The organism is Amycolatopsis vastitatis (genome assembly GCF_002234595.1).
Taxonomy (GTDB): domain Bacteria; phylum Actinomycetota; class Actinomycetes; order Mycobacteriales; family Pseudonocardiaceae; genus Amycolatopsis; species Amycolatopsis vastitatis.
In genome coordinates this window covers 153,603-165,835 of record NZ_NMUL01000038.1, presented here as the reverse complement: position 1 = coordinate 165,835, position 12,233 = coordinate 153,603, and the positions used below count along the sequence as shown (strand labels likewise).

Here is a 12,233-nt window from a genome sequence, read left to right as displayed (position 1 = left end):
GGGGTCAGGCTTCGGCGGTCCGCAGTCCCCGGTCGGCGACCGTGACCACGAACAGGAGCCCGGTGATGGCGATCAGGGCCAGTGCGAGCCGGTGCAGGCCCGCGGAGTCGGCGTGCGGGCCGTAGCAGAGCGCGATGAGCGTGGAGGCGACGATCGCGCCGAGGTACTGGGCGGTGCGGAACAGGCCGCTCGCCGTGCCCATTTGGTCGGCGGGGGCTTCCTGGTAGAGCGTCGTCTGGTTGGCGACGCTGGTCAGGCCCTGGGCCAGGCCGAACAACGCCGCCAGTGCCAGCAGCGCGACGACGCCGGTGCCGTCGTGGACGAACAGGAGCAGTGCCGAGCCGACGGCCAGCGCGACGGCGACGGTGACCAGCCGGGCCTTGATCCCGGACGCGCGCCCGGAGAAGGCCGCGGCGCAGACGGCGGTGCCCGACATCGGCAGCAGCATCAGCCCGGCGGCTTCTTCGCTCAGCCCGCGCGCGGTCTCCAGCCACTGCACGTAGCCGAACATGATCGCGTAGATGGCCATGAAGCTCAGCGACTGCCGCAGGTAGGTGCGCAGGATCGCGCCCGTTGGCCGCGAGCATCCGCAGGTCGAGGAACGGGGCACCGCGCCGCAGCTCCACGAGCGTGAAGGCGGTCCCGGCCGCGGCGACGACGGCGAGCAGCCAGGCCTCGGCGCCGGGGTTCATCAGGAAGAACAGGAGCGCGAGGAGGGTCGCGGAGAACAGTGCGATGCCGAGCACGTCGATCCGGGTGGCGGTGCGCTCGCCGCGGTCGTCCTTCGGCACCCACAGCAGCGCCAGCACCAGCGACAGGCCGGCGAGCGGGATGTTCACGGCGAAGATCGCGGGCCAGCCGAAGAGGCCGATGAGCACCCCGCCGAGCGTCGGGCCGATCACCATCACCGTCTGCGCGGACATGGACAGCACCGACAGCACACGCGCGGGCACGCCCTGGCCGGTCGCCTCGGCGTGGTGACGCAGCACCGCCATCGCCGCCGGGAACCCCGCGCACGTGCCCAGGCCCAGCACGACGCGTACGCCGGTCAGCCAGCCCACCGAGATCGGGATCATGCCCGCGATCCCGGCGACGATCACCAGCGTCGCGCCGCCGAGCAGGACGCGTCGGGCGCCGTAGCGGTCGACCAGCAGGCCGACCACCGGCTGCCCGACCGCGGTGGCCAGGTACAGCGCCGAAATGAGCCAGGCGGTCTGGCCGGGACCGGCACCGAAGCTGCGCCCGATCGGCACGAGCGCGACGGCGATGAGCGTGGAGTTGATCGGGTTGAGCACCGCGCCGGCCACCAGCGGGGTGACCAGGCGGGCGCCGAACTTGGCGGGGGCGGTGGCGGTGGTCGTAAGGACTCCCTGTTTTTACAGGCCGACTGGGTTCAGTGCTGGGCGACGCGCTGCAGCAGCGGCAGGGCACGGGTGACGGCGTCGAGCTCGGCGGGGGACAGCTCGTCTGCCAGCGCCTGGGCGAGCCACTCGTCGCGATGCCGCTGGATCCCGCGCACGGTGTCGGTGCCGTCGTCCGAGAGGCTGATCACCACGCGGCGCCGGTCGGCCGGGTCGGGGGTGCGGGCGAGGTAGCCCAGCTCGTCGAGGACGCCGAGGGTGGCGGCCATCGACTGCTGCCGGACGTGCTCGGCGGCGGCCAGCTCGCCCTGCGTGGCGGGGCCTTCCCGGTAGAGCCGGTTGAGCACGGCGGACTGCGAAGGCGTGAGGATGCCGGCGTTGTCGACCTGGCGCAGCCGGCGGTGCAGCTGCCCGACGACCGCGCGGATCCAGCCGGCGCTCTCGGCGACGTGCGGAGATACTTCGCCCATACACACAGTCTAACTGTTCAGTCCAGACTGTGCATCCGGGCGGCGGTTCAGTCGTGGCAGCCGTCGAGGGTCGGCATCGGGTACTTCGGGTCGTAGTAACCCGGCGCCTCCTGGTCACCGCTGGGAGGGGCCGCGACCGGCGGGTTCGTGTAGCCGGGGGCGAGGAAGCCCTCCTTGGCGGCGGCGCAGCCGACCGACGAGAGCGCGCTCTGGCCGGTGTCGAGCCACAGCCCCAGGCTGCGCTTCGCGAAACTCGAGCCGCTGCGCACGACGTACGTCTCGTCGACGCGCAGGAAGCTGACGATCTCGTTCGGGCTGGTCAGCGTCTTGGGGTGCGCGTCGTCGAACGCGTACGCGACGACGTACTTCGCGTCCACGGCCAGCTCGCCGGGCTTGTCGCCGGCGCGCGCGGTGAGCGTGCCGAACGTGCGGGGACCGGCGTCGAGGAGGTGGTAGCCGTCGGCGATTTCGGTCACGTAGGAGTCGAAGCCGCCTTCGTCCTTCGTCGGCTTCCGGGTCAGCCGCGGCGCCAGCTGGTCGCGCTGGTCGGGCGCGAACAGCGCGAGATAGCCCTTCGGATCGTGCGAGTAGAGCACGGCGGGGTCGAGGTTCGCGGCGGTGATGGCCTGCCGGACCTGCGCGTAGGCGGCCGCGACCGCACTGGCCTTGAACGGCCCGACCGCGGCCGCGGCGGGCGAGGTGACGCCGTCGAGGCCCTTCGGCCAGGTGTCGGCGGGGGTGTGCGCGTACGGCCGGGCCAGGTCGACGGGAGCGACCTCCGGCACCGACGTCGGGTTCGGCGGTGCGGCGTCCTGGACGGGCCGGCGGCCGATGAGCACGATCGCCGCCGTGGTCACGGCGAGGATCGCCACGAGCACCGCGAAGATCCACCAGCGGCGGCGCGGGCCGCGCGCGGCGCGTCGCTGCTGCTTGCGGAACTGCTTGCGGTCCTTCTTCGAGCCCAGCCACGCGTCGGTCTGCGCGTGCTTGCGCCACTCCGGGTCCGCCAGGTCCGGGTGCGAGTCGAGCAGGTTGTCTTCGTCCATGTGTCCCCCCAAGCCGACGTCTGATCATCGACCGCGGGGGACGAGCGTTACGGGCCTAGCCGAAAAACGCGAACTCGTTGACGCCGACGCCCTGGAGCTGGTGCACGATGACCGCCGCCGCGACCAGCCCGACCACGATGAGCAGGGCCAGCACGCCCGGCCAGCGGCTCTGCCCCGGCCGGGGGTGGCCGCCCGCGTGGCGCTCGCGCTTGCGGCGCTTCTTCAGGTCCTTCTTCGCGCCCAGCCAGGCGTCCCGTGCGGCGTACTTCTGCCAGTCCGGGTTCATCAGGTCCGGGTGCGTCTCGAGGCGCCGGTCGTCCGGATCCTGCGGCTGCTGAGGCTCTGCCATCCCGAGTGCCTTCCCCCTGGGTGACCCGCCGTGACGGGTTCGTAGACTTGTCCATTGTGACCGAGAACGCTCCGCAGCAGACCACCGACCTTCCGGGTGCCTGGGACCCGGCCGCCGAGGAAGCACCGATGTACGACCGCTGGGTAGCGGCCGGGTACTTCACGGCCGACGCCTCGTCGGGGAAGCCGCCGTTCTCGATCGTACTGCCGCCGCCGAACGTCACCGGTTCCCTGCACATGGGCCACGCCCTCAACCACACGTTGATGGACGCGATGAGCCGCCGCCGCCGCATGCAGGGCTACGAGGTGCTGTGGCTGCCGGGCATGGACCACGCCGGCATCGCGACGCAGAACGTCGTCGAGCGCCAGCTGGCCGGCGAGGGCCTTTCGCGCCACGACCTGGGCCGCGAGAAGTTCGTCGAGCGCGTCTGGGAGTGGAAGGCCGAGTACGGCGGCAAGATCCTCGGCCAGATGAAGCGCCTCGGTGACGGCGTCGACTGGTCGCGCGAGCGGTTCACCATGGACGAGAACCTGTCGAAGGCCGTCCAGACGGTGTTCAAGAACTTCTACGACGAGGGCCTGATCTACCGGGCCGAGCGGATCATCAACTGGTGCCCGCGCTGCCAGACGGCGCTCTCGGACATCGAGGTCGACCACAACGACGACGACGGCGAGCTCGTGTCGATCCGCTACGGCGACGGCGACAGCGCGATCGTGGTGGCGACGACCCGCGCGGAGACGATGCTGGGCGACACCGCGGTCGCCGTCCACCCGGACGACGAGCGGTACGCGCACCTGGTCGGCACCGAGGTCGACCTGCCGCTGACCGGCCGCCGCATCCCGATCGTGGCCGACAAGCACGTCGACCCCGAGTTCGGCACCGGTGCGGTGAAGGTCACCCCGGCGCACGACCCGAACGACTTCGAGATCGGCCGGCGGCACGACCTGCCGATGCTGACGATCATGAACGAGCGTGCCGAGATCACCGCGCCCGGGCCGTTCGAGGGCCTGGACCGCTTCGAGGCGCGCCCGGCGGTCGTCGCCGCCCTGCGGGAGGCCGGCCGGATCGCCGCCGAGAAGCGGCCGTACGTGCACGCGGTCGGGCACTGCTCGCGGTGTGACACGGTCGTCGAGCCGCGGCTGTCGCTGCAGTGGTGGGTCAAGGTCGAGGAGCTGGCCAAGCTGGCAGGCGACGCGGTCCGCGACGGCCGGACGAAGATCCACCCGCCGGAGCTGGGCAAGCGGTACTTCGACTGGGTCGACAACATGCACGACTGGACGATCTCGCGCCAGCTGTGGTGGGGTCACCGCATCCCGGTCTGGTACGGCCCCGACGGCGAAGTGGTGTGCGTCGGCCCGGAGGAGCAGCCGCCCTCGGGCGACGGCTGGACGCAGGATCCGGACGTGCTGGACACGTGGTTCTCGTCGGGCCTGTGGCCGATGTCGACGCTGGGCTGGCCGTCGTCGTCGGAAGACCTGGACCGCTTCTATCCGACCAGCGTGCTTTCGACCGGCTACGACATCCTGTTCTTCTGGGTCGTCCGGATGATGATGTTCGGCGTGCACCAGATGGACGGCAAGCAGCCGTTCGACCACGTGTACCTGCACGGCCTGATCCGCGACGCGCAGGGCAAGAAGATGTCCAAGTCGCGCGGCAACGTGATCGACCCGCTGGAGTGGATGGACGCCTACGGCGCGGACGCGACCCGGTTCACCCTGGCCCGCGGCGCGAACCCGGGCGCGGACATGGCGCTGGCCGACGAGTGGGCGGCGGGCTCCCGCAACTTCTGCACGAAGCTGTGGAACGCGACGAAGTTCGCGATGATGAACGGCGCTTCGGTCGCCGCCCCGTTGCCTTCTGCCGCGGAGCTGACGGAAGCGGACCGCTGGATCCTGGGCCGCCTGGGCGCGCTGGTGTCCGAAGTGGACGGACTGTTCGAGGACTTCCAGTTCGCGAAGGTGGCGGGCGCGCTCTACCAGTTCACCTGGAACGAGCTGTGCGACTGGTACCTGGAGCTGGCGAAGGTCCAGCTGTACCAAGGAGACTCCTCGCGCGTCGCGGCGACCCGCGCCGTCCTGGGCCACGTGCTGGACACGGTGCTGCGGCTGCTGCACCCGTTCATCCCGTTCATCACCGAGAAGCTGTGGACGGCGTTGACCGGCGGCGAGTCCCTGGTGGTCGCCGCGTGGCCGGTTCCTTTCGAGGGCTACGCGGACTCGTCGGCCGACGCCCGGATCGCGGACGTCCAGAAGCTGGTGACGGAGATCCGCCGCTTCCGCGCGGACCAGGGCCTGAAGCCGGGCCAGAAGGTGGCGGCCCGCCTGGCGGGGTACACCGGCGGCCACGAAGAGGCGGTCCGTTCGCTGGTGCGTCTGACGGCGCCTTCGGACGAGTTCGCGGCAAGCGCGTCGCTGGAGGTGGCCCTGGCGGACGGCGTGGTGACGGTGGAGCTGGACCTGTCGGGCACGGTCGACGTCGAGGCGGAGCGCAAGCGCCTGCAGAAGGACCTGGCGGCGGCCCAGAAGGAGCTGACGCAGACGGAGGCCAAGCTCGGCAACGAGGCGTTCATCGCGAAGGCCCCGGCGCCGGTGATCGAGAAGATCAAGGCCCGCAAGGAGACGGCGGTCGCGGACATCGACCGCATCACGGCCCGCCTGGCGGCGCTCCCGGCCTCCTGAGGCTGTTGACGAAAGCCCGGCACTCTGTCGCGGAGTGCCGGGCTTCGTCGTGTCCGGGATTGTGAAGCCGGACAGGAAGTGCCGAGGTCGGGGCGGCTATTGCCGCCGATCGGCGCGTTGACAAGCCGCCCTGCACCGGGGCAGAGTCGGTCGGTGGTCGAAGACCGGGTTCCTGGCACACCTGGGCCGCGCATGAAGCAGTACGAGTGCAGGGTGCCGGGCTGCAAGGAGCGGAAGAGCTCTTTCGGCAAGCCGGACTGTCCCAAGCACAAGCGGCCGATGAAACTGTCCTCACCCCCGGGGAACTGAGCCGGGTTCCGTCGAGAAGATCACCCGCAGAGTCGTGCAGTACCCGCGGGCGCTCGCGAGTACCTTGCCGACGAACTGGGACAAGGCCTCGGGCGGCTTCTGCTCCTTCTCGGCAGGCTTGCTGCCCGGCTCGGCGTCGGCCACCCGGACATGATGGCCCATCGGGGACTCCGGATCCGGGCAACGCGCCGCGAAGGCTGCTCAGCCGGCCTCCACGGCCCGCGCGGCTTCGATCAGCGCCACCAGTTCCGGCGTCAGCCGCCGGTCCGCGGGGGTCGCCAGGTAGGCCGGCATGCGTGGTGACGGGTCCCGCAACGGCCGGAACACCACCCCCGGCACCGGCAGCAGCTTGGCGTGGGCCCGGTAGAACACCGTCCAGTGTGGACGGCCGAAGCCCAGTGTGCCCAGTGTGTCCTGCGCCGTCGTGAACTCCTTGCCCAGCACCGGCTCGAAGCCCGCTTCCCGGCAGCACGAGAGCACGAGGTCGGCCAGCGGCCGGTTCCGTTCCGGTGAGCTGAGCCGCAGCGGCAGCGGCGCCAGCGACGCGAACGAAACCACGTCCGAAGCGGCCAGTGGATGGGAATCCGGCAGGGCCACCCAGACCTCGTCCGTCCACAAAGGAGTGAAGTCGAGGCCGGAAGCGGGCCACGAGCCGCGCACGATGGTCGCGTCCAGCGAGCCGTCGCGGACTCGTTGCAGCCGTTGGGTGGTCGGCGCGTGGACCAGCTCGAGGGAAGCCGAAGGCGCAAGCTGCGCGAAAGCGCGAAGCAACGCCTCCAGCCGGTCACCCAGACCCTCGCTCGTCCCCAGCCGGACCAAAGCTCCGGACGGCCGGAACTCCCGGACCGAGTCCACCGCCCGGTCCGCTGCCGCCAGCACGGCCCGTGCGTGCGGCAGGAACCGCTGGCCGGCCTCCGTCAAGGACACGCTGCGCGTCGTGCGCTCGAGCAGCTCGACACCCAGTTCCCGCTCCAGCCGCCGGACCTGCTGGCTCACCGCTGGCTGGACGATGTGCAGCCGCTCCGCCGCGCGGCCGAAGTGCAGCTCCTCCGCCACCGTCGCGAAATATCTCAGCTGACGCAGCTCCACCACGCCCCCATTCATCAGGTTCCGTGATCAGTGTAGGAGCGGACTGCTCATCGAAAACGCCCGGCGCGGAAGGTTCCCTGAACGGCATGGCCCACCTGGAAGTCAACGGAACCCGCCTCCACTACGAAGACGCCGGCACCGGCCCGGCGCTGCTGCTCCTGCACGGCTGGGGGACCAGCGGCCGCGTCTGGTACTCCTGCCTGCCCGATCTCGTGCGCGACCACCGCGTCATCACCCTCGACTGGCGCGGGTGCGGCCGCTCGGACCACCCCGTCGAGGGGAACACCATCGGCGGCGTCACCGCCGACCTCGCGGCCGTCATCGAAGAGCTCGGCGTGAAACCCACCGTCGTCGGGTCGAGCATCGGGGGCATCTTCGCCACCGAGCTGGCTCTCGCGCGGCCGGAGCTGGTCGAGCGGGTCGTCGCGGTCGACAGCCCCGGGTACTGGCCGAGCACCGGCATGCTCGAGCAGGTCCGCGACCTGCGCCGGCAGCTCGTCGACGACCGTGCCGGCACGGTGGCGGGCTGGGTGCCGGGCTGGTTCGCCGCGGGCGCCGCGCGCGAGCTCGTCGACTGGACGATCCGCCAGCTGCTCGACTCCGGTGTCTACATCGACGAGCTGTTCACCGAGTGCACCGCCTACGACCCGCGGCCCCGGCTCAAGGAGCTCGCGGTCCCCATCACGTACCTGCACGGCGAGCTGGACGCGCAGATCCCGCTCGAAGTGCCGCGCGCCTGCGCCGCGGAAACGCCCGGCGCCCGCGTGCACGTGCTCGCCGGCTGCGGGCACGTCCCGCACCAGGAAAACCCGCGTGCGTTCACCGCCGCCCTCCGCGAGATCGCCTGAAGGAGCAAGAATGCCCGAAGTCACCCTCGCAGGCGCCGTCGTCCACTACGACCGGACCGGCGACGGCCCCGCGCTGCTCCTGCTGCACGGCACCGCCGCGTCCCGCGAACAGTGGGGGCCGCTTACAACGCAAGCCGGCGGGTTCACCGTCCTGGCCCCGGACTTCCCCGGCTCCGGCCTGACCACCGACGACGGCGGCCCGATCACCGTCGAGGGCCTCGCCGCTCAGGCCGAAGCCGTCCTGGACCACGCCGGATTCGAAACCGCCCACGTCGCCGGGCACTCGCTCGGCGGGGTGGTGGCGGCCCACTTCGCCGGTACCCGCCCGGACCGGGTGCGCTCGGCGGTGCTGCACGCTGCGTGGCCGGTCACCGACGTCCGGCAGGACGCCGAGTTCCGCTACTGGCTCGAGCTGCTCGAAACCGGGACCTTCGCCCGGATGCTGCCGCTGATGGCCTTCGGGCCGCGCTACTGGGAGCAGGCCACCGCGGAGAGCAACGAACAGCTCGTCAAGACGCTCACCGACGTGGTCCAGCCCGGGGCGGACCGGCAGATCGAGGCCGACCGCGCCGTCGACCTGCGGCCGGTGCTCGGGCGGATCACCGCGCCGGTGCTGGTGCTCGGCAGCGCGCACGACCGGATCGTCACGGCGGACCAGCAGCGTGCGCTGGCCGCCGCGATCCCGGACGCGCGCGCCGCCGAGATCGACGCGGGGCACGGCGCCCCGGCCGAGCTGCCGGACGAGTTCGCCCGGCTCGTGCTGGACTTCGTCAGTGCAGGGCTTTGAGCACGATCGCCGCCACGCCGGCCATCCCGGCTTTCACCGGGTGGTAGGCGGCCGCGGCGAACACGTCCTGGTCCTTGCCGTTGATCCACGCCGACCCGCCGCGTGCGCAGGCGTCATGGCCGCGAGAGGGGCCGAACGCGTCCACGAACTCCGCGTCGCCGTTCGCCGCCGCGTCTTCGAGGGCCTGGTTCAGGTCGCGCTCGACCTGGTTCAGCCAGGCGTAGTCGCCGTCGGCGAACGGGAGGACGTCCGGGCAGTAGCCGCTCTCCGGGGCGATCCGCGGGTAGCCGACGACGAGCACCCGCGCGCCCGGCGAGCGCTGGCGGATCGCGGCCAGCGCGGCGTCGATCCGCGGCCGGATGGTGCCGATGACCGTCTTCACCGTGTCGACGCCGTTGGTCGTGAAGTGCGCTTCGCAGGGGTTGCCGGTGGGGTCGCCCGGCCGCAGCCCCGGGCACGTCGTGACCAGCCGGTCGAAGAGGCCGAAGTCGTTGCCGCCGATGCCGAGGGTGACCAGGTCGGTGTCGAGGCGCAGGGCGTCCAGCTGCGGGGCGTTGGTGCCGTTGAGGGGCACCCGCTGGGGGCGCGTCAGGTCGGTCGTGTCGGCGCCGGCGCAGCTGACGTCGGTGAACGCGCCGACGTGGAGGGCCGCCGCCACGACCGACGGGTAGTTCGCCGTCGACCGCCCGCAGCCCAGCGGGTCGAGCCGCTGGGCCGGGATGAACGGCCCGGAGGTGTACGAGTCGCCGAGGGCGACGTAGTGGTGGAACCCCGCCGCCGACGCGGTGGCCGCGGTGGTGGTGAGGAGGATGGCTGCCGAGGAGACGGCGACGAGCAGCCGGGTGATGCGCATGAAGACCCCGTTCTGTTCCGGTTACGCTCCTTCCACATCTAGCGAGCACCGGACGGCTCGGGGCCGGACTTCACCCGTCAGTCGGGTCATCGTCACCGTGTTCACGGTAAGTGATCAAGGTCCGCCAGAACAGCAGCGGCCGGACCGTGCTCCCGGGCAGCAGGCGGGCCGCGTCGCGGCGCACCTCGGCCAGGGTCGGGAAGTCGTCGACGACCGGGGCTTTCGGGCCTTCTTCGGGACCGCCGTTCAGCCGCTCTCCGGCGTAGACCACCAGCCGCGCGAGCGCGTTGACCGGGACCGCCGCGACAGCTCGCGCCCAGTCCGCGGGCGTGCTGGGTCTCGCCAGGCCGAGCACCACGAGCACGCCGCCCGGCACCAGCGCGCGGCGCAGCTTGGTGACCGTCTCGAACGGCATGTGGTGCAGGGAGGCCAGGCACGAGACGTAGTCGTAGTGCCGCTCGGGCAGGGCGTCGGTGGTGATGTCGGCCTGCCGGTAGACGATCTCGCCGGGGCCCGGCGACCCCAGCCCCGCCGCCGCCCCGACCATCGCGGCCGAGACGTCGACCGCCTCCACCGCCATGCCGGTCGCGGCCAGCCGCCGGGCGAACCGGCCGGTGCCGCACCCGACGTCCAGCGCGATCCCCGGGCCCGGCGGCAGCAGATCCAGCAGCAGCGGGTGGTAGTGGTCGTTGTGGTTGAACGGCATGCGTCGAGAGTGCCACCGGCGGCGCACGTAGACTCGTCTGGTCAGGTGAATCCCGGTCCGGAGGAGAGTCAGTGCCGCAGGATGAGACAGGTCGCAGGCCGGACCTGTCGGATCTGGACAGCTTCGCGGGCGTCGACGAACTGGGGTCGTCGGGCTACGAGGAGTCCGACGACCACGACCCGGAACTGGACGTCCGCGACACCGCGTTCGAGGCGGGCGGCGGCGCGCGCGGCGGGATCGGCGGCGTCGGCCAGCTGGGCGACAACCTCGCCACCGGACCGGTGCCCGACCTGACCGTGCCCGAGGACACCGAGCTGCACGAGCTCGACGACCAGGGCGAACCCGAGGTCTACGGCAGCCCGGACGGCCCCGAGGCCCGCCGCGAGCTGCTGGCCGTCGAGGCCGAGCTGAACCAGCGCTGGCCGGAGACGAAGATCGAGCCGTCGCTCACCCGCATCTCCGCGCTGACGCAGCTGCTGGGCGAGCCGAACCGCGGCTATCCGGTGCTGCACGTCGCCGGCACGAACGGCAAGGGCTCGACGGCCCGCATGATCGACGCGCTGCTGACCCGGATGGGCCTGCGCGTCGGCCGCTACACGAGCCCGCACCTGCAGCTGGTCACCGAGCGGATCGCGCTCGACGGACGACCGATCTCCGCCGCGCGCTACGCCGAGCTGTGGCAGGACATCGCGCCGTACGTGTCCATGGTGGACGGTGCGGCCGCGGACGGCGTCGCGATGAGCAAGTTCGAAATCCTCACCGGGATGGCGTTCGCCGCGTTCGCCGACGCGCCGGTGGAGGCCGCCGTGCTCGAAGCCGGCCTGGGCGGCGCCTGGGACGCCACGAACGTCGCGGACGCCGACGTCGCCGTCATCACCCCGATCGGCCTCGACCACGTCGAGTACCTCGGCCCGGACATCCTCGGCGCGGCGCGCGAAAAGGCGGGCATCATCAAGCCCGGCTCGGTCGCGGTCATCGGCGAGCAGGACCCCGAGGTGCTGAAGGTGCTGCTGGAACGCGCGGTCGAGGTCGACGCTGCGGTCGCGCGCGCGGGCAGCGAGTTCGGCGTGCTCGAGAAGGAGATCGCCGTCGGCGGGCAGCTGCTGAAGCTGCAGGGCCTCGGCGGGGTGTACGACGAGATCTTCCTGCCGCTGCACGGCGCCCACCAGGCCGCGAACGCCGCGCTCGCGCTGGCCGCGGTCGAGGCGTTCTTCGGCGCCGGCAAGGACAGGCAGCTGGTCGTCGAGGCCGTGCGCGAGGCGTTCGCCGAAGTCGAGACGCCGGGACGGCTGGAGCGCGTCCGCTCGGCACCCACCGTGCTGCTCGACGCGGCGCACAACCCGCACGGCGCCCGCGCGCTCGCGACGACCGTGGCCGAGGAGTTCGCCTTCCGCCGCCTGGTCGCGGTGGTCGGCGTGATGGCCGAGAAGGACGCCCACGGCATCCTCGACGCGCTGGAGCCGGTGGTCTCCGACATCGTCGTGACGCGGAACTCGTCGCCCCGCTCGATGCCGCTGGAAGAGCTGAACCAGCTGGCGATCTCGGTGTTCGGCGAGGACCGCGTGGTCGCGGAGACGGACCTGGAGACGGCGATCGAGACGGCGATCGCGCTGGTGGAGACCAGCGACGACCCCGAAGAGCCCTTGGCGGGCGGCGGCGTGCTGGTCACCGGCTCGGTGGTCACCGCGGGCGAGGCGCGCACGCTGTTCGGGAAGGAGCCGGCGTGACCGCGCAGGA

General features: G+C 71.8%; 11 protein-coding genes and 1 pseudogene. 4 read left to right on the top strand and 8 right to left on the bottom strand.

What is annotated here, in order from left to right; translation table 11 throughout:
* Positions 1–4: 4 nt before the first annotated feature.
* The 4 genes and pseudogenes from CF165_RS32170 to CF165_RS32155 all read right to left on the bottom strand — a co-directional run bounded on the left by CF165_RS32170 (position 5) and on the right by CF165_RS32155 (position 3,226).
* Positions 5–1,307: pseudogene (locus CF165_RS32170) on the bottom strand (MFS transporter).
* An 86-nt stretch (positions 1,308–1,393) separates the two neighbouring features.
* Positions 1,394–1,831: a MarR family winged helix-turn-helix transcriptional regulator gene (locus CF165_RS32165; protein ID WP_093951337.1), complete on the bottom strand. Its 438-nt coding sequence runs from the start codon at positions 1,829–1,831 to the stop codon at positions 1,394–1,396.
* A 47-nt stretch (positions 1,832–1,878) separates the two neighbouring features.
* Entirely contained in the window at positions 1,879–2,877 is a 999-nt protein-coding gene (locus CF165_RS32160) for a hypothetical protein (RefSeq protein WP_093951336.1), read from the bottom strand.
* 55 nt (positions 2,878–2,932) lie between these two features.
* The gene (locus CF165_RS32155; protein WP_093951335.1) at positions 2,933–3,226 is read right to left on the bottom strand and encodes a hypothetical protein; all 294 of its coding nucleotides are present in this window, start codon (positions 3,224–3,226) and stop codon (positions 2,933–2,935) included.
* Positions 3,227–3,282: 56 nt separating this feature from the next.
* Here CF165_RS32155 and CF165_RS32150 point away from each other — a divergent pair, with 56 nt between their 5' ends.
* Positions 3,283–5,904: a valine--tRNA ligase gene (locus CF165_RS32150; RefSeq protein WP_093951334.1), complete on the top strand. Its 2,622-nt coding sequence runs from the start codon at positions 3,283–3,285 to the stop codon at positions 5,902–5,904.
* A 291-nt stretch (positions 5,905–6,195) separates the two neighbouring features.
* On the opposite strand, the gene CF165_RS32145 is transcribed toward CF165_RS32150, so the two are convergent.
* Positions 6,196–6,375: a hypothetical protein gene (locus CF165_RS32145; protein ID WP_093951333.1), complete on the bottom strand. Its 180-nt coding sequence runs from the start codon at positions 6,373–6,375 to the stop codon at positions 6,196–6,198.
* Positions 6,376–6,414: 39 nt separating this feature from the next.
* On the bottom strand, positions 6,415–7,305 hold the full coding sequence (locus tag CF165_RS32140; protein ID WP_240521892.1) for a LysR family transcriptional regulator: 891 nt from the start codon (positions 7,303–7,305) through the stop codon (positions 6,415–6,417).
* An 83-nt stretch (positions 7,306–7,388) separates the two neighbouring features.
* On the opposite strand from CF165_RS32140, the gene CF165_RS32135 reads away from it, so the two are divergent.
* Entirely contained in the window at positions 7,389–8,150 is a 762-nt protein-coding gene (locus CF165_RS32135; protein WP_093951332.1) for an alpha/beta fold hydrolase, read from the top strand.
* A 10-nt stretch (positions 8,151–8,160) separates the two neighbouring features.
* Complete coding sequence (locus CF165_RS32130) at positions 8,161–8,937, top strand: alpha/beta fold hydrolase (protein WP_093951331.1); 777 nt, start codon at positions 8,161–8,163, stop codon at positions 8,935–8,937.
* Here CF165_RS32130 and CF165_RS32125 read toward each other — a convergent pair.
* Positions 8,921–9,790 carry an SGNH/GDSL hydrolase family protein gene (locus tag CF165_RS32125; protein WP_093951330.1) on the bottom strand — a complete coding sequence of 290 codons (870 nt, stop codon included), beginning with the start codon at positions 9,788–9,790 and terminating at the stop codon, positions 8,921–8,923. The genes CF165_RS32130 and CF165_RS32125 overlap by 17 nt on opposite strands.
* A 70-nt stretch (positions 9,791–9,860) precedes the next feature.
* Positions 9,861–10,496: a class I SAM-dependent methyltransferase gene (locus CF165_RS32120; protein ID WP_093951329.1), complete on the bottom strand. Its 636-nt coding sequence runs from the start codon at positions 10,494–10,496 to the stop codon at positions 9,861–9,863.
* A 71-nt stretch (positions 10,497–10,567) separates the two neighbouring features.
* On the opposite strand from CF165_RS32120, the gene folC reads away from it, so the two are divergent.
* Positions 10,568–12,223: a bifunctional tetrahydrofolate synthase/dihydrofolate synthase gene (folC, locus tag CF165_RS32115; RefSeq protein ID WP_093951328.1), complete on the top strand. Its 1,656-nt coding sequence runs from the start codon at positions 10,568–10,570 to the stop codon at positions 12,221–12,223.
* The last annotated feature ends 10 nt before the right edge of the window (positions 12,224–12,233 follow it).

Bases quoted from the DNA above. Each gene is read 5' to 3' on its own strand.
- CF165_RS32165 (WP_093951337.1), bottom strand. From the start codon at position 1,831: ATGGGCGAAGTATCTCCGCACGTCGCCGAGAGCGCCGGCTGGATCCGC.
- CF165_RS32160 (WP_093951336.1), bottom strand. From the start codon at position 2,877: ATGGACGAAGACAACCTGCTCGACTCGCACCCGGACCTGGCGGACCCG.
- CF165_RS32155 (WP_093951335.1), bottom strand. From the start codon at position 3,226: ATGGCAGAGCCTCAGCAGCCGCAGGATCCGGACGACCGGCGCCTCGAG.
- CF165_RS32145 (WP_093951333.1), bottom strand. From the start codon at position 6,375: ATGGGCCATCATGTCCGGGTGGCCGACGCCGAGCCGGGCAGCAAGCCT.
- CF165_RS32135 (WP_093951332.1), top strand. From the start codon at position 7,389: ATGGCCCACCTGGAAGTCAACGGAACCCGCCTCCACTACGAAGACGCC.
- CF165_RS32130 (WP_093951331.1), top strand. From the start codon at position 8,161: ATGCCCGAAGTCACCCTCGCAGGCGCCGTCGTCCACTACGACCGGACC.
- CF165_RS32125 (WP_093951330.1), bottom strand. From the start codon at position 9,790: ATGCGCATCACCCGGCTGCTCGTCGCCGTCTCCTCGGCAGCCATCCTC.
- CF165_RS32120 (WP_093951329.1), bottom strand. From the start codon at position 10,496: ATGCCGTTCAACCACAACGACCACTACCACCCGCTGCTGCTGGATCTG.